Consider the following 23,712-nt stretch of genomic DNA (forward strand, 5'->3'; position numbering starts at 1 on the left):
GACGTCAGCTCGCCCAGACCAGCAGGCGTTCGCGGGTGTCGGGCGCCCGCAGCCGGGCGAGGGACTCCTTCTCCAGCTGGCGGACCCGCTCGCGGGTCAGGCCGACCTGCCGGGCCACCTCCTGGAGGGTGCGGGGCCGACCGTCATGGAGCCCGTATCGCAGGCTGAGGATCATGGCCTCGCGCGCCGCCAGGGTGCCGACGGCCTCGTGCAGTTCCTCGGCGAGGGCCTGGTACTCGGCGACCTCCGGGGCCTGCAGCACCTCCGTGTCGGCGATGAGGTCGCCGACGACGGTCTCGCCGGTGTCGTCCACCGGCGTGTCCAGGCTGACGGCGTCCCGTCCGACGTGCCGCAGCCAGGCCACCTTCTCCTCGCTGAAGCCGCTCTCCGCGGCCACCTCCTCGGCGGAGGGCGCACGTCCCAGGCCGAGCTGCAGTCGCCGTTCGATCTTGGCCAGCTTCTGCAGCTGTTCCACGACGTGCATCGGCAGGCGCACCGTGCGGGCGTGCGCCGCGAGGCCCCGCTCGATGGCCTGGCGGATCCACCAGGTGGCGTACGTGGAGAACTTGAAGCCCTTGGTGTGGTCGAACTTCTCCACCGCCCGGATCAGCCCCAGGTTTCCCTCCTGGATGACGTCGAGCAGCGGGAGACCCCGGTGGGCGTGCCGCTTGGCCATCGACACCACGAGCCTCAGGTTGGCGCGGACCATGTGGTCCTTGGCCGCCAGCCCGTCATGGGTGAGCCGCTCCAGCTCCGGGCGCCGCTCCGGCGGTACGTTCCGTTCGCCCGCGTCGGCCTGTTCCAGTTCCGCCATGGCGTGCACGCCCGCCTCGATGCGCTGGGCGAGCCGCACCTCCTCCTCCGCGGTGAGCAGCGGGGTCGCCGCGATCTGAGCCAGGTACTGGCCCAGTAGGTCCGGTTCCTCGTCGGGCTCGGGTATCCGGCTGCGCAGCCGCGCGGTGCGGGCGGGAGCGCGTCGGTCCTCCCAGGGGGCCGCCGGGACTGCCTGTGCCAGGGGAGACATGCTTGCGTTCCTCCGTCCCCTCCTCGTGTTCAAAAGGCACGGGTACCCGGGGAGCACCGGGCGAACCTGTCATGTCGTCCCGTGTCGCGGGACCCCCTCCGGCGTCCCGGCGAGCCGTATCGCGCTCTCCAGGAGCAGGGCGTGGACGAAGGCCTGCGGGAGGTTGCCGCGCAGCTGGCGCTGGGCGACGTCGAACTCCTCCGCGTACAGGCCCGAGGCGCCGCAGGCCCCGCGGTTGCGTTCGAACCAGCGGTGCGCCGCGACGGTCCGGCCCGCCTGGTGCTCGGCCAGGGCCATGACGAACCCGCACATCACGAACGCGCCCTCGGCCTCCTCCAGGGGGCGGTCGTCGTGGCGGAACCGGTAGACGAAGTGGTCCTCGGTGAGGTCACGGCGGCAGGCGTCGAGGGTGGCGCGGGTGCGCACGTCGTGAGCGCCCAGTGCGCCGCGTACGGCGGGCAGCAGGAGAGCCGCGTCCACCGCGGGGTCGCCGGGGCTGCGCTGCCAGTGGCCGTCGGGGTGGACGCAGGTTTCCGCGGTGGTGGTGAGGACGGTGTCGGCCAGGCGGGTGCAGGTCTCGGCGAGGGGGTGGCGGGGGGCCGCGGTGGCCAGGGCGCGCAGTCCGGCGACGCAGGCCAGCCTGCTGTGCGTCCACCATCGGGCGCCGAGCTCCCAGATGCCGGCGTCGGGTTCCCGCCAGCGCTCGGCGATGGCGTTCACCGCGATGGCGGCGGCCTTCCAGTGGTCCGGGGCCAGGCGGTCGTGGTGTGCGGCGGCGGCGAACAGTTGCAGGGCCTCGCCGAAGCAGTCGAGCTGGAACTGGCGGTTCACACGGTTGCCGACGCGGTCGAAGCCGCCGGGGTAGCCGGGGAGGTCGAGGTCCCGCTGCTCGGGTACGGGCCCGCCGTGGACGGTGTAGGCGGGGGCCAGGCGGGGACCGTCGTCGTGCAGGCGTGCGGAGACGAAGCGGACGGCGTCGTCCAGCAGATCGTGCGAGCCCACGGCCGCGGCCGCCTGGCCCGCGTAGCTCTGGTCGCGGATCCACACGTACCGGTAGTCGTAGTTGCGGCCCTCTTCGGCGCGCTCGGGCAGGCTGGTGGTGGCGGCCGCGACCATGCCGCCGCCTCGGGCGGTCAGGCCGCGCAGCACGGCGTACGACCGGCGTGCGTCGCCGACGGCGATGGTGTTCTCGAGATCGGGGACCGTTTTCCGCCATGCCGCCTCGGTGGCGGCCCAGGTTCGGTCGGGGCGCGGCTCCTCGTGCGGCAGCTCGGTCCTGGCGCATTCGAGGACCAGGTCGTGGTGCTCGCCCGGCTCCAGCGTCAGGTCGGCCGTCAGGCCCTGTTCGCCCGCGACGGCGGTGGCCGCTCCCTGCCAGCGCAGGTGGAGGTCGCCGGTGCGCAGGTGCCATACGCCGTCGTCGTCGCGGTGGGCGGCGGTGAGGGGGGCCCTGCCGTACGCGGTGTGCGGGTCGAGGGCGACGGTGAGGCGGGCGGGACCGTCGACGGCGTGCAGCTGACGCAGGAGGACCAGGCGGTCGGGGTCGCCGGGGAAGGCGAGGGCCTCCCGGCACTCGACGATGCCGTCGTCGGTGATCCAGCGGCTGCGCCAGATGAGGGTGCCCTCTTCGTAGTAGCCGCCGAAGACGTAGCGGCCCCTGGGGGTCACGGCGTAGGCGCCTCCGCCGCCCACCAGGGCGGCGAAGAGGGCGTCGTCGTGCCAGGTGGGGGCGCAGAGCCAGGCGATGGCGCCGTCCGGGCCGATCAGCGCGCCGCGTTCCCCGTCGGCCAGCAGCGCGTAGTCGTGCAGCGCGTGTGGCTGAAAGGGGGTGCTCATGGCTGTCGGCCTTTCGTTGTCCGTTCGCCGCGCTCCGGGGAGGTACAGGTACCCGGAGAGCGCGTAGGGCAACGGGCGAGGGTGTTTCAGCTTGTTCGGACAGCCGGAACCGCCGGAGGTGGAGTGGTGGTCGGGTGGTCCCCGGCCTCGCCTCGCCGTCCGGCGGTTCGGAGGGCGTCGGTCAGGTGCGGTCGCGCTTCTCCTGCATGCGCTCCTCGGCCTTGCCGCGGACCTTCTTGGCCTCGCCGCGGGCCTGGTCGAGCTGGCCTTCCATCTCCTGCTGACGGTCGCCGGAGACCTTGCCGGCCATCTCCTTGGCCTTGCCCTTGATCTTGTCCGTGCCACCCTTGCGGGCCATGACTCCTCCTTGGGGGGATGGGGTGAGTCGCTTGCCCGATTAACGTAAGCGGGAGTCGTCGCGGCCGCGCGTTGGAGCATCACGCGCTGTAGTCAGGGCAGTTGGTGCACCGGGTTCTTCGGGAGCGGGTCGCCCCGTCTGTGGGTGGGTCGGGGGTGTGGCGGTGCGGCGCTGCTGCCATCGTCAGCTTGTCCCTGTGGCCGCCCATTCCGCGTCGAGGGTCTCGCAGTACGCGGTTTCGGTGGCCGCTGCCACCTGTGCCCAGGTGTAGCGGGCGAGGATTCTGCGGCGGGCGGCCGCTCCGCATGCCTCGCGGGTCGCCGGGTCGGCCAGGAGGGCGCCGACCGCGCGGGCCAGTGCTTCGGGGTCGCGGGGTGGTACCAGGCGGCCGGTGCCTGGATCCGCGACCATGTCCAGGTGCCTGCCGACGGCGTCGGCGACGACGGGTCTGCCGCAGGCCATGGCCTCCAGGGGAACGGTGCCGAAGGGTTCGTGATCGGCCGGGCAGACGATGACGTCGGCGGAGCGCAGGAGCGGTGGTACCCGGTCGTCGGGGACGCCGCCGGTGAAATGGACGCGGTGGGCCACGCCGGCCTCCTGGGCCAGGGCGCGCAGGCGACGCACGTCGGAGTTCTCGTCCAGGTGGCGTGGTGGTGAGCCGCCCACGACGACCAGTTCGGCGCCCGGGAGGAGGGGCAGGGCGGCGATGGGGACCGCCGCGTCCGTGCCCTGCTGGAGGAGGCGGTACGGGTGGGCGCCGCGCGGTGTCTTGGGGCCGTGGGGGGTGAATCGGTCGGGGTCGACGCCGTACGGCACGACGGTTGTCTTCTCGGCGGGGATGCCCATGCGGGTCAGTGCTGCGACCTCGTCCCGGCAAGTGGCGATGATCCGGTCGCAGGCCAGGCCCATGTCGGTGAGGTGGTGGTGGTGTCGCTCGACTGCGCCGAGGGCGTGGTACGAGTGCAGCAGTGGCAGCCCGTGTTGGCGGGCCGCGCGCAGGGCGGCGGGGCCCCAGATCCAGCAGTGCGAGTGCACCAGATCGGGGGGTCGTCTGCGCCAGATGCGCGCCAGGTGGTGGCCGAACTCGGCTGTGTGGGGCAGGAGTTCGGCTTCGTGGAGCTGTTCGGGGGGTCCGGCGGGTACCAGGTGTACCTCTACGCCGTCGCGCAGCGCCCATCGGTCGGGCAGTTCGGGTGTGTCTCTGCGGGTGTGGAAGGTGACGCGGTGACCCCGGTCTGCGAGCGCGCCCGCGAGGCGAGAAAGGTGGGCGATCCGCCCGCCCTCGGCGGGCCCCGCGATCAGTGCGATGTCCAGGACGCCAGGGGCGGCCGGGCCGGTCGGGGCGGTGTTCATACGGCCGCTCCCCTTGGTCTCCGGTCCCCCTGCTTCCGTCGGTCGGCGTGGGCGTCGGTGGTGGGGTGGGGTGGGTGGAGCGGGTGGGTGAGCTGGGCGCGTAGCCAGTGCCAGGTCGCGGTGGGTGGGACGAGGGCGCTCGTCAGGGTCATGGTGATGATCTCGTCGCGGGTGCGGGGGCCCGGCCGGATGCGGGACAGGGCGAACTCGGCCGTGCCGGCCAGCCAGACGGTCGCGCAGGCCATGGCGGCGCGGGGTCTGCCCAGCACCGCGCAGGCGACGGTGGCCGCTCCGGCCGCCGTCACGGCGAGGTGGCCGGGCAGGCGACCCTGTAGCGGATCCGCGTGGTGCCACCAGTCGCGGCCGTGCAGCCGGGTCATCAGCACGTCGTCGGCGTTGCCCGCCTGGAGACGGACGGAGGCCCAGCGGTCGGCGGGGGGCGGGGAGTGGGTCGTGGTGCGGCCGCCCTCGGTCAGGGTCCAGCCGGCGTCGAGGACCCGGAACGCGAGGTCGGCGTCCTCCCGGGAGGCGTGGCGGAAGCGTTCGTCGAAGCCGCCGACGGACTCGAGCGCCGCCCGGCGGTAGGCCATGTCGGCGGTGACCCAGCGGGCGGCGGCGAGGCAGGCGGTGGTGCGTTCCCAGTCGGTCGGGCGGCGGTCCACGGGCAGGGCCACCTGGACGCGGGCGGTGCTGCCGGCGGTGTCGTCCGTGGTTTCGGCCAGGTCGAGGGCGAGGTCGTCGGCCCAGGTGGGACCGGGTATGACGTCCTCGTCGAGGAAGACGATCCAGGGCACACGTCCGGCTGCCCGCCATCCGGTGTTGCGGGCGGCGGCAGGTCCTCGGCCACCACCGCGCACGACGGTTGTGCGGGAGCGCAGGGAACGTGGGACGGAGGTGGCGAGGGGTGCTCCGCCGGTTCGCGGACGGTCGTCGACGAGGACGACCCGTACTGGTCCGGGTCCGCTCGACTCGGCCAGGGCGCGCAGGCAGGATGCGAGGCCGGGGCGCCCGAGCGCCGGTATCACCACGGCGTACCAGGCTCCCACTCCGCGCCGGACCATCAGCGGCTCCCGCCTTCGGCGGCGACGGCGGCGTGCTTCTGGTTCCGGGTAAGGGTGCTGGTCATTCGGGGTCTCCTCCGTCGGCGGGCCCGAGCTCTCGCGCTCAGCGTCCGCCGCACCGCCGCTCGGGGCATGGCCGCGTACGGCATTCGGGTGACTCACGGAGAGTGAGAGCGTCTGTGTGACAAAAGAGGACCGTCAATCGGTGCAATGCACACCAAGGGTCACAGTCGAGTCCACGCAATGCCTCTTCGTGCTCCTGTGCGCCCCGGCGTAAAGGCGATTCAGACACCGAAGGGAGGGTGAACTGGGCAGTACAAGACTCGAACACAAATCGGTGGAACGGCCATCGATTTCGTGTGTCGATTGAGGCAGGTGGTATTCGATGAACGGTGCCGCGCCTGAAAAAGATCACGCCTGGACGGTGGGTACTGCGCCAGGCATATTCCCCTTCATCGGTCACGGTATCGCTTTGTTCCGTCGGCCGCTGGATTTTCTGAATTCCTTGCCGGATCGCGGGGATCTGGTCGAGATACGTCTGGGCCCCCTGCGTGCCTGGATGGCGTGTCACCCGGAGCTGGTCCACCAACTGCTCATGGACACGCGCACCTTCGACAAGGGGGGCCCGCTGTACGACAGGCTGCGCCCGCTGATGGGCAACGGTCTCGTGACCTGCCCTCATGACAGCTACCGGCGGCAACGCAGGCTGCTGCAGACCGACTTCCGTCCCTCGCGCATCGCGGAGCACACCGCACTGATGGGCCGTGAGGCCGAGTCGACGTTCCGCGGGTGGCGGGCCGGTGAACCGGTGGACGTCAGTGCGGAGATGCTGGCCCTGACGACCCGGGTGATCAGTCACGTTCTGTTCTCCGATTCGCTCGACCGGGCCACGGCCGCCGAGGTTCGCGACTGTCTCGCCGCCATCGTGCGGGGTCTGTTCGTCCGTACGGCCGTGCCGGTCGACGCCCTGTTCCGAGTGCCGACGCCGGCGAACCGGCGCTACCGCCGCGCGGTCGAGCGGATCCACGCGATCGTCGACGGAGTCGTCGAGGAACGCCGACGCGACCCGCGGCGCGCCGACCGGCACGATCTGCTGGGCACACTGCTGGCCGCCACGCGCGGCGACGGCGAGACCGCGGCGGCGATCAGCGAACAGGAGGTCCACGACCAGCTCGTCACGTTCCTGCTCACCGGGGCCGAGAGCAACGCGCTGTGCCTCGCGTCCACCTTCGACCTCCTGGCACGGCACCCCGAGGTGGAACGCCGGCTGCACGACGAGGTCGACACCGTGCTCGGCGGACGGTGTCCCGGGCCCGAGGACCTGCCCCACCTCACCTACACCCGGTGCGTCGTCACCGAGACGCTCCGCCACCGCCCGCCCGGCTGGCTCTTCACCCGCCTGACCACGAAGGAGACGGTCCTGGGCGGGCAGCGCCTGCCGGCGGGGGCCACGGTCCTGTACAGCCCCTACCTGCTCCAGCACGACCCCGCCTCGTTCCCCGACCCCGACCGCTTCCTCCCCGCCCGCTGGCTGCCGGGGCAGGCCACCGCCGTCCCGCACGGCGCGATGCTCCCGTTCTCCGCGGGCAGCCGTAAGTGCATCGGCGACCGGTTCGCCGTGGCCGAGGCCATGGTTGCCGTCGCGACCATCGCCGGTCGGTGGCGGCTGCGCCATCGCCCCGGATACACCGAACGGCTGCGCCCCGCCGCGACGTTGGGCCCGCGTTCGCTGGTGATGACCTGCGAACCGCGTGTCCACGCGCCGCTCGGCGCGACATCCCGTGCACGTTCCCTCGCCATCCGAGCAACCGCAGCACCACGAGTGCAGGACTCCCGAACGGCAGGTGACAACGGTGACGACGACGCATGAGGAAATCGCGGTGACCCCGCAGAGCGTTCCTTCGGTCGGCAGTCTCAGGGATCTGATCGACAGGGACCTCTACATGCCCTTCCCGTTCCAGTGCAATCGCCACGCGGCCGAGGCCGCGGCGGGCGTCGAGACATGGTTGCGCCGGTGGGGGCTGACCGACGAACCCGGGGTGGCGACGATGGTCGCCCGCACCCGCCCCGCCGAGCTCGCCGCCTACAACAGCCCGACGATGGACGTCGATCTCCTCCAGATCGTGGCCAACCAGATCGCCTACCAGTTCATCTTCGACGACCGCGCGGAGGACATCGGCCGGCAAGGCGCCGGCCGCCTGCTGCCCATGCTGTGCGAGAGCATCGCCATCCTCCGGGACGGCGAACCCCCCAGCACCTCTCTCGGCGCGGCCCTGACCGACCTCCACCGCCAGGTCCAGGACCGGTGCACGCCCGCGCAGGCGGCGCGCTGGGCGTGGCACAGCCGGGAGTATGTGCACGGGTTGTTGTACGAGGCCGTGGCGCAGGGGGAGGTGGGGGGTGTGCGGACGGGACTGTGCGAGTCGATTCGTTCACTCATCGCGGGCGTTGAGCCCTTCTATCCGCTGTGCGAGGCCGGACAGGCCGCCGAGGTAAGCGCCGAGGAACTCCACCACCCGGTCATGCGGCGCTTGCGCCGCTTGTCGGCCGATGCGGCGGTGTGGATTCCCGATCTCTTCTCCGCCCTGAAGGAGCAACGGGGAGGCGGAATCATCAACCTGGCCCTCGCCTACCAGCGCGCGCACCGGTGCTCCCTGCCGATGGCCGTCATGCTGGCGATCCAGCAGATCAACTGCACGATCCGGGAGTTCGAGACGTCGTACGAAGAGATCGAGCCCGAATTGAGCCCCGCCGGCGTCGGTTACGTGGAAGGCATGGTCGGCTGGATCCGCGGATGCTACTTCTGGTCCCGCACCACGCCCCGATACGCGGACACCGTGACGGCACCCGCCCTTCTGTGAGGAGGCTGGGGCATAGTACTGGCAGGCCAGACGCACAACGCAGATCCTGCGAATAATTCACCCTTCCCTGTCGTCGCCATGCCTTAATTCGGCGAGCGAGCGTCCGAAGGGCATACGCTCGGCGCCCATTCCTCCGATGAACGACAGGAAGCGGTAGCGCATATGGCACCTGGGCTGCGGCAACCGAACGGCGAGCCTCGTCCGTTGCTCGAGCGCCACGAGGAACTACTCGCACTTGAATCCGCGCTGTCGGACCTCCAGGGCGCGGTCCCGGGTGTACCGCGGGTGTCGGGCAACGGCGTGGTCGCCTACGCCGGCTCGGCGGGGCTGGGCAAGACCGCCCTCATCACGGCGGCACGTGCCCGCGCCGCCGCACACGGATTCACCGTGTTCTCAGGCAAGGGCGGTGAGAAGGAGCAGGAGCTGGCATTCCGCGTGGTCCGCCAGCTTCTGCAGCCCGCGTTGGCCGCGATGGAGGACACGGAGCGTCGTACCTTCCTGGGGAGTTGGTACGACACCGTCGCCGGCGCCCTGGGCCTCGAGGCGACGGATGCCTCCCACCTACCGGACCCGACCGGGGTCCGCGACGGCCTCGACTGGGTGATGACACGGTTGGCGGTGGAGAAGGCGCCCGTCGTACTTCTGCTGGACGATCTGCACTGGGCCGACGCCGAGTCCCTCAGCTGGCTGGCCTCGTTCGCGCCTCGGACCGTGGACCTGCCGCTCCTGGTCGTCGTCACCTATCGGCCCGACGATCTGCCGCCCGACCGGACCACCTTCCGCGCGCTGGTCGAACACCAGGGGAACCGTCCGCACACGTTGGAGCCGCTCGGCGCGGAGAGCGTGGCGCGAATCGTCAGGGACGTGATCGGAGAGGGAGCCGAGGGCGAGTTCTGTGACGAGTGCTGGCGAGCCACCTGGGGAAGCCCGTTCGAAGCTGTCGAGCTTGCCTGTCGACTGCGGGAACGGCGTATGAAGGGTCTGCGGCACGAGTTGCCGGTGATGAGGGAGCTCGCGGCGGCCATCAAGGGTCCCGGGCTGATCGAGCGTCTGAAGCAACTCGGTGGCACCACGCTCCGCTTCGCCTGGGCCGCCGCTGTGCTGGGTGAGTCCATCTCACTGGACCTCGCGGCCAACCTCGCGGTGATCGGCATCGAGGACGCGGCCGAAGCGATCGAGAAGCTGCGGTCCGCGCGGATTCTGACCGACAGCACCACGCCTGCGGGCGGCCTCGATTTCACCCACCCCCTGATCGCGACGACGATCTACCGGAACATCCCCTCGAACCTGCGCGTCGGCATGCACAACGCGGCCGCCGAGGCCATCCGCGCCACAGGGCCCAGCTCGGCCGCCGCCCGGCATCTGCTGGAGGTGCCCTGCGACGGAAGGCCCGAGGCCGTCGCGTGCCTTCGGGCTGCCGCCGATGAGTACCTGCGAGCCGGCGCGCCGGAGGCCGCCCGACGTGTGCTGACCCGAGCGCTGCGGGAGCCTCCCCCGCCCGAGGACCGCGCGGCCATCCTCCACCAACTCGCTTGCTCGACCTTCCTGATCGAACCCACGGCCACGGTCGGCTACCTCAGGGAGGCGCTGGCGGAGCCCGGAGTCGACCCCGACCTGCACGCCTCCATGGTCTACCGGCTCGCCCAGGCACTGGCCCACACCGACCGGCTGGCCGAGGCCGCGACCGTCGCCGCCGTCGAGGCGAAGAAGGCAGGCAACTCCCAGATCAAGCTACGCATGCAGGCCGATCAGTTTGTGTGGAGCGCCTTCCGCACGGACGAGCCGGACTCCATCGCCCGCTCCCGGAAACTGGCCCGCCTGTCCGAAAAGCTGACCGGCCGCAACCTGGAGGAGCGCTACATCCTGGGATTGCGGGCGTGGGACGCCCTCGTGTGCGGTGAGCCGCGGCAGACCGTCCTCGCGTGTGCGGAGGATGCCCTGCGCGACGGAATGAGCTGGACCGACGAGAACCGGGGCTTCGAGGTGCCCGTCTCCGTCGCGCTGGCCTTCATGTACTGCGACCAGCCGCGGCGGGCCGAGGAACTGTTCACCAAGGGCATGGCCGAGTGCCAGGACAAGGGCTGGCGCGGCTCCCACCTGGCCCTGGGCCAGACGCTCTTCGGCTACATCCGCTACCGGCGGGGTCTGCTGGTGGAGGCCGAGCACTGGGTCAAGGAGGGCCTCAGCACGGCCGACCGCGTCGAGGGCGCCGTCCCCGCCCAATGGTTCGCCATCGGCATCCTCATCCAGACGCTGCTCGCCCGCGGCCGCGTCGGTGCCGCGCGGCGGCTCGCGGACCAGTACCGGTACGGCGAGATGGTGCCGAACGCCGTGATCTACCCGGATCCGCGCACGGTGTACGCCGAGCTGCTGCTGGCGGAGGGGCGGCACGCGGAGGCGGAGTGTCTGCTGTCCGCCGTGGGTGAGCGGCTGGAGGCACGGGCGTGGCGGAACCCCTCCTGGTGTGCCTGGCAGCTGGTTCTGGCGTCCGCTCTCGCGCCGACGGATCCGGAGCGGGCGGTGAACCTCGCGCGGGACGCCGCCAAGCGGGCGCGGGACTTCGGGGCGGCCTCGGTGATCGGTCAGGCGCTGCACACCGAGGCCGAGGTGACAGGCGGGCCGGCGGCGCTCGAGCTGCACGCGGAGGCCGTGGAGCACCTGGAACGGTCACCGGCGTCGTACGAGTTGGCCAGGGCACTGGTCGGTCACGGGGCCGCGCTGTCGCGCAACGGCCGGTTGCAGGAGGCGGCCGACCGGCTCTACCAGGGCCTCGAGAGCGCCGTGCACTGCGGTGCGGAGACTCTGGCCTCGCGGGCCAGGGAGGAACTCTCGGCGGCGGGGCTGCGGCCGCTGCCCCTGCGGTACGCGCAGACGGACACGCTCACCGCGCACGAACGCCGTGCCGCCGAGATGACCGCCCAGGGGCAGTCGGTGGCGGTGGTCGCCAAAGGGCTGCACCTCACCGAGCAGGGGGTACGGCAGCTGCTCTCCGCCGTCTACCGCAAGATCGGCACGGACGCGACCGGTCTGGCCGACGCCCTGAAGACGTATCCCCGCCCGCTGCCGTGACGCGTGGCGTTCCGCGTCGGTCCGGTCTCAGACCGGGCCGGCGCCGGTCCCGCCCTTGAGCCGTTCCAGGTCGGAGGGGCGGACCTGGATGACGACGACGGCCACCAGGGCGGCGAGGGCGGTGAAGATCGCTGCCATGATGAAGGCGGCCGAGACCCCGGCGGTGAGGACCTCGTCGCCCCAGGGCGGCGGGAGTTGGCCGGTGCGCTGGAACTGCAGGCGTTCGAGGGGGGTGGCCTGCTCCAGGAAGAGGGGGATCTGTTTCTCCGCCTCGTTGGTGCTGGCCGTGCCGAACATGGTGACCAGGATGGACAGTCCGAGCGAGCCGCCGACCTGCTGGGTGGCGTTGAGGAGGCCGGAGGCCGCGCCGGTCTCCGCGGTGGGGACGTCGGAGAGCGCCATCAGGGTGAGCGAGACGAACTCCATGCCCATGCCCAGGCTGAAGACGAGCATCGGGCCGAGGACGCTGCCCACGTACGTGGAGTGGATGTCGGTCAGGGTCAGCCAGGACAGCCCCGCCGCAGCGAGGATCGCGCCGACCACCATGAAGGGTTTGGGGCCGTACGTCGGCAGGAACCGTGAGGCCAGCCCCGCGCCGATCGCGATGACCGCGCTCACCGGCAGGAACGCCAGCCCGGCCTGCAGCGGGCTGAAGTTCAGGACGTTCTGCACGAAGAGCGTGAGGAAGAAGAACATGCCGAAGATCGCCGCGGCGAGGCACAGCATGATGCCGTACGTGCCCGCCCGGTTGCGGTCGGCGAACATGTGCAGCGGGGTGATCGGCTGGCGGGAGCGCCGCTCCACCAGGATGAACACCGCCAGCACCACCACGGCCCCGGCGAACGAGGCCAGTGTCAGCGCGTCCCGCCAGCCCTCCTGGGCCGCTCTGATGAAGCCGTAGACCAGGAGCACCATGCCCACGGTCGAGGTCAGTGCGCCGGTGATGTCGAAGCGGCCCGGGTGGCGTTCGGACTCCTTGATGTAGCGGGGTGCGGCGAGGGCGATGAGCAGGCCGATGGGGACGTTGACGAAGAGCACCCACCGCCAGTTCAGCCACTCGACGAGGATGCCGCCCGCGAGCAGGCCGATCGCTCCGCCACCCGCCGAGACGGCGGCGAACACCCCGAACGCCCGGTTGCGGTCCGGGCCTTCGCGGAACGTCGTACTGATCAGGGACAGGGCCGTGGGGGACGCGATGGCGCCGCCGACTCCCTGGAGGGCGCGGGCGGCGAGGAGTTGGGCCTCGTTCTGGGCGAGCCCGCCGAGGAGTGAGGCGAGCGCGAACAGCAGGACGCCGAAGATGAAGACGCGCCGTCGGCCCAGGATGTCGCCGGTCCGGCCACCGAGCAGCAGGAGACCGCCGAAGGTGAGGGTGTAGGCGTTGACCACCCAGGACAGGCTGGTCGTAGAGAAGTCCAGGGAACGCTGGATGTCCGGCAGTGCGATGTTCACGATGGTGATGTCGAGCACCACCATGAGCTGACACGACGCGATGACCAGCAGCGCCATGGCGTTTCCCCCACCGCCCGGTTCCCGGGAGGTGGTCTGGGGTGAGGAAGTCGGCTTCGGTCTGCTGGTCATCGTGCTCGCACTCTCGGGGGTCCAGCCCTCGCGAGGGATCAGCGGACGTGGCCGTCCACTGCTGATTCCACCGTTCGACCGTACGCCCGGGGTCCAGTCGTCACCAGTCGATCAGGGTGCCGGCTGCACCGGCCGACGGTGGGGCCGCACAGCGCGGCGGGCGATGGCGAAGCGGTGTGTCTCGGACGGGCCGTCGTAGATGCGGAAGGGCCGCACCTCCCTGAGCAGGCGGGCCAGCGGGGCGTCGGCGGCCGAGACGCCGAGCGCACCGCAGATCTGTACCGCCCGGTCGACGACCCGGTTCACGGCTTCGGCGACGAACGTCTTGGAGACCGAGGTGAACTGGGAAGCGGCGGCGGAACCGGTGTCCAGCTCCCAGGCGGTGCGCAGGATGAGGGCACGGCTCGCCTCGATGTCGATCTCGGAGTCGGCCAGCATCTGCTGCACCATGCCGAGGTCACCGAGGACGGAGCCGAACGCCGTCCTGCTCCCGGCCCTCTCCAGTGCGACGTCCTGTGCTCTCCGCGCGGCACCCAGCCAGCGCATGCAGTGCGTCATCCGGGCGGGGCCGAGCCGGACCTGGGCGCCGTCGAAGCCGTGATCCACCGTGCCGAGGACCTGGTCCTCCCCCACCACGCACTCCTCGAAGACGATCTCGCTGTGCCCCGCGAAGAGCGACTCGTCGAGGGTGTCGATGTTGCGGACGATGCGCATGCCGGGGGTGCCCGCGTCGACCAGGAACATGGTGGCGCCGCCCGGGTCGCCGGGGCTGCCGGAGGTCCGGGCCATGACGATGGTGAAGCCGGCACCGTCGGCCCCGGTGATGAACCACTTGTGCCCGTCGATGCGCCATCCGCCGGGGACCCGGGTCGCGGTGGTCCGCAGGGAGCGAGGGTCGGAGCCTGCGCCCGGTGCCGGTTCCGTCATGGCGAAGCAGGACCGCGCCTCACCGGCGGCGAGCGGGCGCAGATAGCGCTCCTTCTGGTCCTCCGTGGCCACCTTGTCGAGGAGGTGCATGTTGCCCTCGTCGGGGGCCGCGCAGTTCAGCGCCAGCGGGCCGAGCAGCGAGTACCCGGCGGCCTCGAAGACCACCGCCTGCCCTCGGAGGTCGAGCCCGTGCCCGCCCCATCGTGGCGGTACGTGCGGTGCGAACACCCCGGCCTCGCGGGCGCCCTTCTGGAGGGTCTGCCGAAGGTCCTCCGGGGCGTCGTGCACGGACCCGCCGCACTCGCGCTCGGCCGGTATCACCACGTCGCGTACGAACGCGGCGGTGACCTCGGCGAGTCGGGCGACGGGCGGATCGACATCGAACTGGATGGGCACGGGTACCTCCCGCCGACGGGCGTACGGGCATCGGCGCCCGTCGCGTCCTAGAAACTGTACAGCGTCTTCAGTATCTTGCTGCGTGACACTCGGCGGTGACGGGAGAGGAACCCCATGAGCACCCAGCCTGTCCTGGTCGTCCGACACCCCGACGGAGTCGTCGAGTTGAGGCTCGACGATCCGGGGCGCGGCAACGCGCTCGACCTGCGGACCGCCGAGGCGCTCAGGGACGCGACCGCCCTGGTGGCGTCGGATCCCGGCGGCGCCGTGCTGCTGCGATCAGCGGGCGGCACCTTCTGTGTGGGTGGTGACCTGCGCGCTTTCACGAGTCGCGGTGAGGAGACGGGAGTTCATGTGCGCGCCGTGGCGACCGCCGCCCATGCCGCGATACAAGCCCTGTACGAGGTGCCGGTGCCCGTGGTGACCGCGGTGCGGGGTGCGGCCGCGGGCGGCGGAATCGGTCTCGCCCTGGTCGGGGACGTCGTCCTGGCGGCCCGGTCGGCCCGGTTCCGGCTGGCGTACACCGCGGTCGGGCTCACCCCGGACTGCGGGGCCTCGTGGTTCCTGCCGCGCCTGGTGGGCCCTCGCCTCGCGGCGGATCTGATCCTGACCAACCGTGTCCTGACCGGCGACGACGCCGAACGCTTCGGCCTGGTGTCCCGGTCCGTCGACGAGGACGCGCTGGACGAGGCCGCCCACCGGACCGCCGCCGAACTGGCCGCCGGGCCGGGTGAGGCGCTGCGCGCGGCGAAGCGGCTGTTGCGAGACGGGGGCGGCGACGGGGGCGGGGGTGGCCTGCGCCGCCACCTGGCCGAGGAGGCGCGGTCCATCGCCGCGCTGGCGGGGGGCTTCGAGGCGCAGGCGCGCATGGCGTCGTTCCTGTCGGCCCGGGGTCGCGCGGGAGCGGGCGACGGCCGGGCCGGGGCGAGGGATCCGGAAAGTGTTTCTTGAATCCCTCTTCACTAACAACCCGGCTGAAGCGTAACCTCCGGGCAACACGGAACCGAGGAAAAGGTGTGTGGCGATGCAGTCTGCTGCCGTGGACCCGACGGGCGCCCTCGACGAGGACCTCACCGATGCCGTGGTCGACCTCGTTCTGCGTGGCATGTGGCGCGGCCGGCCCGAGTCCGAGCACCGGCCCCTGGTCGACGCCGGGCTGGCGATGGTGAAGGGCCCGATGGTGCTGCCGACCGAGCGCGCCAGGACGGCCGCCTCGCGAGTGTTGCGGGTCACCCCCGGCTCCGAGCAGGAGCAGCGGATCACCGCGGCCTACCACGCCTTCCTGCCGGTCAACCGGCAGGTCCGCGAGGTGTGCACGTCCTGGCAGTGCCGCCCCGACGGCACCGCGAACGACCACTCCGACAGCGCCTACGACGCCGAGGTGCGCGAGTCGCTGGAGGACGTGCACGACGCCATCCAGCCGGTGCTGCGCAGGCTGGAGCCGGTGCTCGCGGGCAGCGGGCGGTACGTCGCGGACCTGGAGGACGCCCTCGACCGCTTCGACGAGGGGGCGCACGAGTGGCTCGCCTCGCCGCTGTGCGACTCGTACCACACGGTGTGGATGCGACTGCACCAGGAGCTGCTGCTCGTGCTGGGGATCAGCCGGGCCGAGGACGAGACCCTCGAAGAGGAACTGGTCGCCAGGAGCCGGGGTTGAGCGTCACCGACCGCGAGCCGGCCTCCCAACCTCCCTCCGAGGCACCGGCTCCCGCCCCTGCCTCGCGGCCGGAGGCACCCACGACCGCCACACGGCCGGACACAAGTGCCTCCGTCGGCGCCGCACGGCTTGAAGCCTCTGACCCCTGGGCCCGTCCGGAGGCATCCGGCCGTGCCCTCGTCCCCTACGGCCAGGGCCGCAGTCGGGGCCTCGACGCCGGTGAGCTCGGGGTGCACGGTGCGGCGATGGATCGGCTCGTGGCCCTCGGGCTGCCGGTGGTGCCCGGGCTCACCGTGCCCGCGAGCGCCGCCGCCTCCCTGTGTGAACCGGGCACGGCTCGCACCGCCGTCGATCTGGTCGAACAGCTCTCGGGGCGGCGGGTCGGCGACACGGCCCGCCCGCTGCTGCTGCGCCTGTCGGCGAGCGCGCCGGCCGGGATCGCGGGACTGCCGCCCGACCTGGCCTGCCTCGGCGTCGCACCGGCCGACGCGAGCGCCCTGTGCGCCGTCATCGGGCGCGAGGAGGCGCTGTACGAGGTGTGGGCCGCCTCGGTGCGGATGATCGCCGAGTACGGCCTGGACGTACCCGGTGCGGTGCTCGACGACGCGCTCCTCGACACGCCCGAGCCGCGCGCCCGGGTGGAGGCACTGCTGGCCCTGGCCGCCCGGCACGGCTCACGGCCGTACCCCGACGATCCCGCGGAACAGCTCGCGCTGGGCGCCCGCGCCCTCCTGGCCCGGTGGGACTCGCCGCGCGCGCGAAGGTCCCGCAGGTCCCAGCGGCTCCCGGCCGATCTGGCCGTCGCCCTGCACGTGCAGGCGCTGCGCATCGGCCCGGCGGACCACTCGGGCTACGGCACCGCGGTCAGCCGCCATCCCGAGACCGGCCGCTTCTCGCCCCAGGGCTCCTTCTTCCGGGGCGTGCGCCGCAGTGCCCCGCCGCCGCACACGAGTGAACCGCTGGACCGGCTCGCGGGCGGGACCTCGCTGCTCGAGCACTCGCTGCTCACCCTGGAACGCCATCTGCACGCGCCGGTCTCGGTCGACTTCGAGGTCCGCGACGACGAGATCTCCCTGCTCGCCGCCTCGGCCCAGCCGCGCCCGCCGCTGCGCGCCTCGGTCTGTCTCGCCGCCGACCTGGCCCGGGACGGAACACTGGGCCGGGAAGAGGCCGTGCGCCGGATCAGCCCCGCGCAGGTGCAGGAACTGCTGCATCCCCAACTCCGGCTGACCGGCGGCGAGGAACTCCTCGTACGAGGGCTGCCGGCGTCACCGGGGGCGGCGGCCGGTGTGATCGCCCTGTCCAGCGAACGGGCCCTCGAACTTGCCGCGGACGGCACGCGGGTCGTGCTGGTGGCCCATGAGACGACTCCGGCCGACGTTCCCGGGATGCTGGCCTCCGCGGCCGTACTGACCGGCACCGGTGGCATCGCCTCGCATGCCGCGGTGGTGGCGCGGGGCGCCGGGACGCCCGCGGTGTGCGGCGCCGACGGGCTGCGGGTGGACCGGGCCGCCGGGACGGTACGCATCGGCGAGCGGGTGTTGCACGAGGGTGACCCGGTGTCGTTGGACGGCCGTACCGGCGCCGTCTACGCGGGGACGCTGCGGGTCACCGTGGCCGGACCGCCGCCCGAGTTGTCCACCGTCCTGGGCTGGGCGGACGGGATGCGCCGGCTGGGTGTGCGGGTCAACGCCGACACCGCCGCCGAGGTGGACACCGCCGTCGCCCTGGGCGCGGAGGGCGTCGGGCTGTGCCGCACGGAGCACCAGTTCCTCGGCGCGCGCCTGCCGCTGATCCGCCGGATGATCCTGGCCGCCGACCCCGCGGCCCGGGACGAGGCGCTGCTCGCGCTGGAGCGGGCCCAGCACGAGGACTTCCGGGCGCTGCTGGGCGCGGTCGGGGACCGGCCGGTGACCGTGCGGCTCCTCGACGCCCCGCTGCACGAGTTCCTGCCCGCCCCGGGAGAGGCCGCGGATGTCGCCGAGGAACAGCGGGCCGCCGCCCTGCGCGAGGCGAACCCGATGCTCGGGCTGCGCGGGGTGCGCCTGGCGATGCTGCACGAGCGGCTCTACCCGGCCCAGGCAGAGGCACTCTTCGCCGCCTGGGCCGATGTGGCGGCCACCGGGGTACGGCCCGCGCTGGAGGTGATGATCCCGCTGGTGAGCCTGCCGGAGGAGCTGGCCACCGCGGCGGCGTTCGTACGCGGGGCCGCCGACGCGGTGGCCGAACGCACCGGCGTCCGGGTTCCGTACCGGCTCGGCACGATGATCGAGACGCCGCGGGCCGCGCTGCTGGCCGGGGAGCTCGCCGAGCACGCCGAGTTCTTCTCGTTCGGCACGAACGACCTCACCCAGCTCACCTACGGCTTCTCCCGGGACGACGTGGAGCGGCAGGTGCTCGCCGCGTACCAGGAGCGCGGGTTCCTGACCGCCAGCCCGTTCGCGCGGCTCGACCCGCACGGAGTGGGCGCCCTGATCGCCCTGGCGGCGGAACGGGCCCGAGCAGTCCGTCCCGGGATCAAGCTGGGCGTGTGCGGTGAGCACGGCGGCGATCCGGAGTCGATCGCGTTCTGCGACGGCCTGGGGCTCGACTACGTCTCCTGCTCCCCGCACCGCGTGCCGGTGGCCCGGATGGCGGCCGCGCACAGCGCCCTGCGGGAGCGGCGCGAGAACAGCGGGAGCGCATGATGACGACCACCGTGACCGACGGCACGGCCCTGTCCGACGCCGAACTGGACGATCTGCGCGAGACCGTGCGGTCGGTGTGCGCGGACGTCGGCGGCACCGCGGCGGTGCGTCGGCTGGACGAGCGCTCCCCCGGCATCGACGCCGGACTGTGGGACACCCTCGGCCGACAGGTCGGGCTCGCCGCCCTGGGGCTGCCGGAGTCGTCCGGAGGCATCGGCGGACTCGCCGAGATCGTCGTGGTCTGCGAAGAGCTGGGCAGGAGCCTGGCGCCGGTGCCGCTGCTGTCCTCGACCGTGCTGGCCGGTCAGGTGCTGGCCGGCTGCGGCACGGCCGACGAGGCGCTCGCGAAGCTGGCCGGGGGCACGGTGCACGCTCTGGCGGTGGCGTCGCCGGACGGGACGTGGCGGCCGGACGCCGTGCCGGTGGCCGTCTCCTGGCGGGACGGCGTGCCCCTGCTCGACGGCACGGCGCCGTTCGTTCTGGACGGCGCCGATGCCGAAGGGCTGGTGGTGGCCGCCGCCGGGGCCGACGGCGTCGACCTCTTCCTCGCCGATCCGCGCGAGCCGGGGATCACCGTGCGCCGCGTGCCCACCCTCGACCTCGGCCGGGGGCAGGCGGTGGTCACCTTTTCCGGTGCCCGGGCCCGGGCACTGACCGCCGGCGGTGAGGGGGTTGGCGTCGTCGGCCGCGCCCTCGACGTGGGCCTGATCGCCCTGGCCGCCGAGCAACTCGGCGGTATGCAGGCCGCGTTGGACCTGACGGTGGCCCATGTGCGCGACCGTACGCAGTTCGGCCGGGCGATCGGCGGCTTCCAGGCGGTCAAGCACAGCTGCGCCGACCTGCTGCTCCAGGTCGAGGCCGCGCGATCGGCGGTGGTGCGCGCCGTGCCGGCGGCCGGTTCGCCCGAGGCGTTGGCCGAGGCGGCGGCGGTGGCGCAGGCCTGGTGCGGCGAGGCGTTCGTGTCGGTCGCCGCCGAGTGCGTGCACCTGCACGGCGGCATGGGCTTCACCTGGGAGCACGACGCCCACCTGTACTTCCGGCGCGCCCAGTCCGACGCGGCCCTGTTCGGCGGCGCCGCGCACCACAGGGAACGACTGGCCAAACTGCTGGGCTGGTGACAGGGAAGGCGGCACGTGTGAAAACCACCCGACTCATCGACGACGGCCTCTTCGACAGCGTGGATCCACCGCGTCTCGCGGGCGCGCGCTGCTCCGGTTGCGGCACGGTCGTCTTTCCCCGGCAGGACTCGTGTCCCAGGTGTTCGCGCGGGAGCATGTCCGCGCACGTGCTGCCGGAGAGCGGCCGGGTGTGGTCGTGGACGCTGCAGGCGTTCCCGCCCAGGCCGCCGTACCGGCCGCCCGCCGGGGGCTACGAGCCCTACCACGTGGGCTACGTGGACCTGGGTGAGGTGCTGGTCGAGGCGCGGCTCGCGATTCCCCGCCAGGAGATCTGGATCGGGCTGCCGGTCCGGCTGACCACGCTGGCCGCGTACCACGACGAGGACGGGACCGAGGTGCTGACCTTCGCGTTCCGCTCCGCCGCGCGGGACGAGCGATGAGCCGGTCCGACGACGTCTACGTGGTGGGCTGCGGCATGCATCCCTTCGGCCGCGACGAGAGCGTCAGCGGCATGGACATGGCCGTGCGGGCGGTCCGCGAGGCGCTCGCCGACGCCGGTGTCGCCTGGGAGGACGTCGATTACGCGGCCGGCGGCTCCGATGTCTCCGGCAAGCCCGACACGCTGGTGGGCCGCCTGGGGCTGACCGGTGTGCCGTTCGTGAACGTGCAGAACGGCTGCGCGACCGGTGCCTCCACCGTACTGTCCGTGGCCCACGCGCTGCGCGCGGGTGAGGCGTCACTGGGGCTCGCGGTCGGCTTCGACAAGCACGAACGGGGCGCGTTCCACGTCTCCGCGGCCCGCTACGGCCTGGGCGACTGGTACGCCGAGAGCGGCATGATGCTCACCACGCAGTTCTTCGCGCTGAAGACACAGCGGTATCTGCACGAGTACGGCATCTCGGAGCGGGCGCTGGCGATGGTCGCCGCGCGGGCCTTCCGCAACGGCTCGCACCATCCGCTGGCCTGGCGGCGCAAGCCCTTGACGGAGCGGGAGATCCTGGATTCCGCCGAGGTCAGCCCCCCGCTCACCCAGTACATGTTCTGCTCGCCGGGTCAGGGCGCGGTGGCACTGGTCCTCGCGCTCGGCGACCGCGCCTTCGACCTGTGCGAACGGCCTGTCAGACTGGCGTCCCTGGCCTTGCGGACCCGGCGGTTCGGCTCGTTCGAGGTGTTCGCGCCCTGGCTGCCGCCGGGACCGCACCGCAGCCCCAGCGTCGACGCCGCGGAGGCCGCCTTCCGTACGGCCGGGACACGGCCCGCGGATGTGCGGGTCGCCCAGTTGCAGGACACCGACAGCGGCTCGGAGCTGATTCACCTCGCGGAGACCGGGCTCTGCGGCCACGGCGAGCAGGAGGAGCTGCTGGCCGGCGGGGAGACCGATCCCACGGGCCGCATACCGGTCAACACCGACGGCGGCTGCCTGGCCGGCGGCGAACCCGTCGGCGCCTCGGGGCTGCGCCAGTTCCACGAGGTCGTACGGCAGTTGCAGGGCCGGGCGCCGGGTGCGCAGGTGCCGGGTGCTCCCCGCGTCGGGTTCACCCATGTGTACGGGGCGCCGGGGATCAGCGCCTGCTCGGTCCTGACCGTGTGAAAGGCGGCACGCGCATGCATGAGGGCACCAGAACGGCGCTGGTCACCGGCGGAGCGCGCGGGATCGGCGTGGAGATCTGTCGTCAACTGGCCGACCGGGGGCTGAGAGTACTGGTCGCGGCCAGGAAACGGGAGGCGGCCGCGGAGGTCTGCGGCCGCATCGGTCCGGCGGCGGTACCGCTGGCCTTGGACGTGTCGTCCGCCGCGAGTGTCGTCGAGGCGGTGGACGAGGCTCTGGGGCGCTTCGGCACGATCGACGTCCTCGTCAACAACGCCGGGGTCAGCCTGGACGGGACGCGCACGGCCCTCGACCTCGACGAGGACGCCCTGCGGGCCACGCTGGAGACCAATCTGCTGGGCGCCTGGCGGCTGTCCGAGGCCGTCGTGCCCGGCATGGTGCGGGCCCGCTACGGGAGGGTCGTCAACGTGACCAGCTCGTACGGCTCGCTGTCGCTGATGAACTCGGGTCGGCATCCGGCGTATCGCGTCTCCAAGACCGCGCTCAACGCGCTGACCCGGATGCTCGCCGCCGAAGTGGCCGGCACCGGTGTGCTGGTCAACTCGGCCGATCCCGGGTGGACGCGGAGCGGGATGGGCGGGGAGTCCGCACCGCGCGGTCCGGGGGAGGGCGCGGACACGCCGGTCTGGCTGGCGACGCTGCCCGAGGGCGACGGGACGACGGGTGGGCTGTTCGCGGACCGCAGGCCGCTGCCCTGGTGAACCACGGGAGCCGGTGAACCCGGTGACTCGGTGAGCCCGGCGGGCCCGGGGAGCTGTATCAGGCCTGCGAGGCGGCCCCGTTCCGGTCGGCGGAGACGATGCGCAGCGCCAGCGACCTGACCGCCTCGAGGACGGACGCGGAGGGCAGCTCCGACAGCGGTCCGCCCTCCGCGCGCAGGGCGGTGACGAGCATGGTCGTGCTGATCAGCGTGCGCACCGCGAGCGCCTGCGTCGCGTGCCGGGCCTTGGCGGCCCGGGGACTGCGGGTGCTGCCCTCGGGCAGGTAGTCGTAGCCGCGTTGGATGTGGCGCTGCTCGAACTCGTCCCGCAGCGCCTTGACGTTGCCGTTGACGGAGGCGATCTGCACCTGGTAGAGCCGGGCCTCGTCCGGGTTGCGCTCCACCCAGTCCCACACGGCGTCGATGACGCGCAGCAGTCCCTCGGCGTCGCCGGGCTCGGACTCCGGGCGGGCCTCCTCCACGACCGCGTTCAGTTGGTCGAAGACCCGGCGCATGGTGAGTTCGAGCAGTTCGTCCTTGCCGTCGAAGTGGTAGTAGACGGCCGTGGGCACCACTTCGGCCTCGTCCGCGATGTCCTGGATGCTCGTCTCGGCGAAGCCGTTGCGGCCGAAGACCCGTACGGCGGCCGTGATGATGTGCTGCCGCCGTGAGGGACGGTGGGCGGGCTGCTTGCCGTTCTTCGTGGTGGCCATCATGCTCCCTGGCGGCTGCCGGTGAACCCTTGTCCGCGGTCCCTGTGTCTGACCATGTTATCCAGTAACTACGCCGGGCGGATCGCTTGGTTTCCCGCCACACCAGGGCCTCCCGATGAGCGAGTTCCCGGCATACTTGACATCATGACGACATCCGGTACCCGCGCCGCCCACCGCCCGTCCCGTCGGCAGTGGGTGATCGAGGCGGCCACGGAGCTGTTCGCCACCCAGCCGCCCGACGAGGTGACGGTGGCCGACATCGCCGCCCGGGCGGAAATGACCTCGGCGGCCGTCTACTACCACTTCTCCTCCAAGGACCAGGTCCTGGCGGAGGGGATGCGGGTGTTCGCCGCCGCGCTGCGCGAGCAGCTGCACGCGCTCACGGAGGCCCACACGTCCGGCTCGGACATCGCGTCGGCCGTCACCACGTTGCTGGCCTGGCTGGGCGAACACCGGTCCGCCGCCACCGTTTTCTTCGTGACCTCGGCCGGTATGAGCCAGGAGGCGGAGGCGCTGCGCCAGGAGAGCCGTACGGAACTCCTGGCGGAGCTGGTGCGGCTGATCCGCAAGGCCGACGCGTCGGTCTCCGACGCGGAGGCGGCGGTGATCGGCCTCGGCCTGCTGGCGTTGCTGGAGACCGCCGCGATCTCGCAGGTCCGGGGTGACGACGTCTACCGCTCCCTCGGGCACCGCTCGTTCGTGCGCGAGGTGGGTGGCCTCGCCGAGCGGATCGCCGGCCCGGCGGCGGCCGAGTAGCACCCC

The 23,712-nt window shown here is 72.3% G+C and carries 19 protein-coding genes and 1 pseudogene; 12 read left to right on the plus strand and 8 right to left on the minus strand.

Annotation, left to right across the window (positions count from 1 at the left end):
• Nucleotides 1-4: 4 nt before the first annotated feature.
• The 5 genes from ACGFNV_RS16910 to ACGFNV_RS16930 form a co-directional block, all read right to left on the minus strand.
• The gene (locus tag ACGFNV_RS16910; RefSeq protein WP_393623187.1) at nucleotides 5-1,024 is read right to left on the minus strand and encodes an RNA polymerase sigma factor RpoD/SigA; all 1,020 of its coding nucleotides are present in this window, start codon (nucleotides 1,022-1,024) and stop codon (nucleotides 5-7) included.
• A 69-nt stretch (nucleotides 1,025-1,093) separates the two neighbouring features.
• A complete protein-coding gene (locus tag ACGFNV_RS16915; RefSeq protein WP_393623188.1) occupies nucleotides 1,094-2,860 on the minus strand; it encodes a glycoside hydrolase family 15 protein in 1,767 nt (588 codons plus the stop codon).
• Nucleotides 2,861-3,041: 181 nt separating this feature from the next.
• Nucleotides 3,042-3,218: a CsbD family protein gene (locus ACGFNV_RS16920; protein WP_393623190.1), complete on the minus strand. Its 177-nt coding sequence runs from the start codon at nucleotides 3,216-3,218 to the stop codon at nucleotides 3,042-3,044.
• Between the two features lie 183 nt (nucleotides 3,219-3,401).
• Nucleotides 3,402-4,571, minus strand: a complete 1,170-nt coding sequence (locus tag ACGFNV_RS16925) for a glycosyltransferase (RefSeq protein WP_393623191.1) — start codon at nucleotides 4,569-4,571, stop codon at nucleotides 3,402-3,404.
• On the minus strand, nucleotides 4,568-5,632 hold the full coding sequence (locus ACGFNV_RS16930) for a glycosyltransferase family 2 protein (RefSeq protein ID WP_393623193.1): 1,065 nt from the start codon (nucleotides 5,630-5,632) through the stop codon (nucleotides 4,568-4,570). The genes ACGFNV_RS16925 and ACGFNV_RS16930 overlap by 4 nt, the downstream gene beginning before the upstream one ends.
• 385 nt (nucleotides 5,633-6,017) lie before the next feature.
• Between ACGFNV_RS16930 and ACGFNV_RS16935 the strand changes: the two genes are divergently transcribed.
• From ACGFNV_RS16935 to ACGFNV_RS16945, 3 genes are all read left to right on the plus strand, one after another.
• Nucleotides 6,018-7,502, plus strand: a complete 1,485-nt coding sequence (locus tag ACGFNV_RS16935) for a cytochrome P450 (RefSeq protein ID WP_393623194.1) — start codon at nucleotides 6,018-6,020, stop codon at nucleotides 7,500-7,502.
• Complete coding sequence (locus ACGFNV_RS16940; protein WP_393623195.1) at nucleotides 7,486-8,493, plus strand: (-)-alpha-amorphene synthase; 1,008 nt, start codon at nucleotides 7,486-7,488, stop codon at nucleotides 8,491-8,493. Before ACGFNV_RS16935 ends, ACGFNV_RS16940 begins: the two co-directional genes overlap by 17 nt.
• Nucleotides 8,494-8,655: 162 nt before the next feature.
• Nucleotides 8,656-11,562: an ATP-binding protein gene (locus ACGFNV_RS16945; RefSeq protein WP_393623196.1), complete on the plus strand. Its 2,907-nt coding sequence runs from the start codon at nucleotides 8,656-8,658 to the stop codon at nucleotides 11,560-11,562.
• A gap of 27 nt (nucleotides 11,563-11,589) precedes the next feature.
• Here ACGFNV_RS16945 and ACGFNV_RS16950 read toward each other — a convergent pair whose 3' ends face one another.
• Entirely contained in the window at nucleotides 11,590-13,071 is a 1,482-nt protein-coding gene (locus ACGFNV_RS16950; RefSeq protein WP_393623333.1) for an MFS transporter, read from the minus strand.
• Between the two features lie 183 nt (nucleotides 13,072-13,254).
• Nucleotides 13,255-14,466 (minus strand): acyl-CoA dehydrogenase family protein, encoded by a 1,212-nt coding sequence (locus ACGFNV_RS16955; protein WP_393623197.1) that lies wholly within the window; start codon nucleotides 14,464-14,466, stop codon nucleotides 13,255-13,257.
• A 114-nt stretch (nucleotides 14,467-14,580) separates the two neighbouring features.
• Here ACGFNV_RS16955 and ACGFNV_RS16960 point away from each other — a divergent pair, with 114 nt between their 5' ends.
• The 8 genes and pseudogenes from ACGFNV_RS16960 (at nucleotide 14,581) to ACGFNV_RS16995 (ending at nucleotide 22,238) form a co-directional block, all read left to right on the plus strand.
• Nucleotides 14,581-15,417, plus strand: a complete 837-nt coding sequence (locus ACGFNV_RS16960) for an enoyl-CoA hydratase/isomerase family protein (protein ID WP_393623198.1) — start codon at nucleotides 14,581-14,583, stop codon at nucleotides 15,415-15,417.
• 73 nt (nucleotides 15,418-15,490) lie between these two features.
• On the plus strand, nucleotides 15,491-16,123 hold the full coding sequence (locus ACGFNV_RS16965; RefSeq protein WP_393623200.1) for a hypothetical protein: 633 nt from the start codon (nucleotides 15,491-15,493) through the stop codon (nucleotides 16,121-16,123).
• 245 nt (nucleotides 16,124-16,368) lie between these two features.
• Nucleotides 16,369-18,810 carry a putative PEP-binding protein gene (locus ACGFNV_RS16970; RefSeq protein ID WP_393623201.1) on the plus strand — a complete coding sequence of 814 codons (2,442 nt, stop codon included), beginning with the start codon at nucleotides 16,369-16,371 and terminating at the stop codon, nucleotides 18,808-18,810.
• Nucleotides 18,807-19,928 (plus strand): acyl-CoA dehydrogenase family protein, encoded by a 1,122-nt coding sequence (locus ACGFNV_RS16975; protein WP_393623203.1) that lies wholly within the window; start codon nucleotides 18,807-18,809, stop codon nucleotides 19,926-19,928. Before ACGFNV_RS16970 ends, ACGFNV_RS16975 begins: the two co-directional genes overlap by 4 nt.
• 59 nt (nucleotides 19,929-19,987) lie before the next feature.
• Nucleotides 19,988-20,074, plus strand: a pseudogene (locus ACGFNV_RS16980) (zinc ribbon domain-containing protein); the annotation flags it as partial.
• Nucleotides 20,075-20,083: 9 nt separating this feature from the next.
• Complete coding sequence (locus ACGFNV_RS16985) at nucleotides 20,084-20,368, plus strand: OB-fold domain-containing protein (protein ID WP_393623334.1); 285 nt, start codon at nucleotides 20,084-20,086, stop codon at nucleotides 20,366-20,368.
• Nucleotides 20,365-21,519, plus strand: coding sequence for a thiolase family protein (locus ACGFNV_RS16990; RefSeq protein ID WP_393623205.1), 1,155 nt, complete (start codon nucleotides 20,365-20,367; stop codon nucleotides 21,517-21,519). The genes ACGFNV_RS16985 and ACGFNV_RS16990 overlap by 4 nt, the downstream gene beginning before the upstream one ends.
• A 14-nt stretch (nucleotides 21,520-21,533) precedes the next feature.
• Complete coding sequence (locus ACGFNV_RS16995) at nucleotides 21,534-22,238, plus strand: SDR family NAD(P)-dependent oxidoreductase (RefSeq protein WP_393623206.1); 705 nt, start codon at nucleotides 21,534-21,536, stop codon at nucleotides 22,236-22,238.
• Nucleotides 22,239-22,296: 58 nt separating this feature from the next.
• Here the strand turns inward: ACGFNV_RS16995 and ACGFNV_RS17000 are convergent, their stop codons facing one another.
• Complete coding sequence (locus ACGFNV_RS17000) at nucleotides 22,297-22,953, minus strand: TetR/AcrR family transcriptional regulator (protein ID WP_393623208.1); 657 nt, start codon at nucleotides 22,951-22,953, stop codon at nucleotides 22,297-22,299.
• A 141-nt stretch (nucleotides 22,954-23,094) separates the two neighbouring features.
• On the opposite strand from ACGFNV_RS17000, the gene ACGFNV_RS17005 reads away from it, so the two are divergent.
• A complete protein-coding gene (locus ACGFNV_RS17005; RefSeq protein WP_393623209.1) occupies nucleotides 23,095-23,706 on the plus strand; it encodes a TetR/AcrR family transcriptional regulator in 612 nt (203 codons plus the stop codon).
• Nucleotides 23,707-23,712: the final 6 nt, after the last annotated feature.

This window comes from Streptomyces sp. NPDC048751 (assembly GCF_043198595.1).
Taxonomy (GTDB): domain Bacteria; phylum Actinomycetota; class Actinomycetes; order Streptomycetales; family Streptomycetaceae; genus Streptomyces.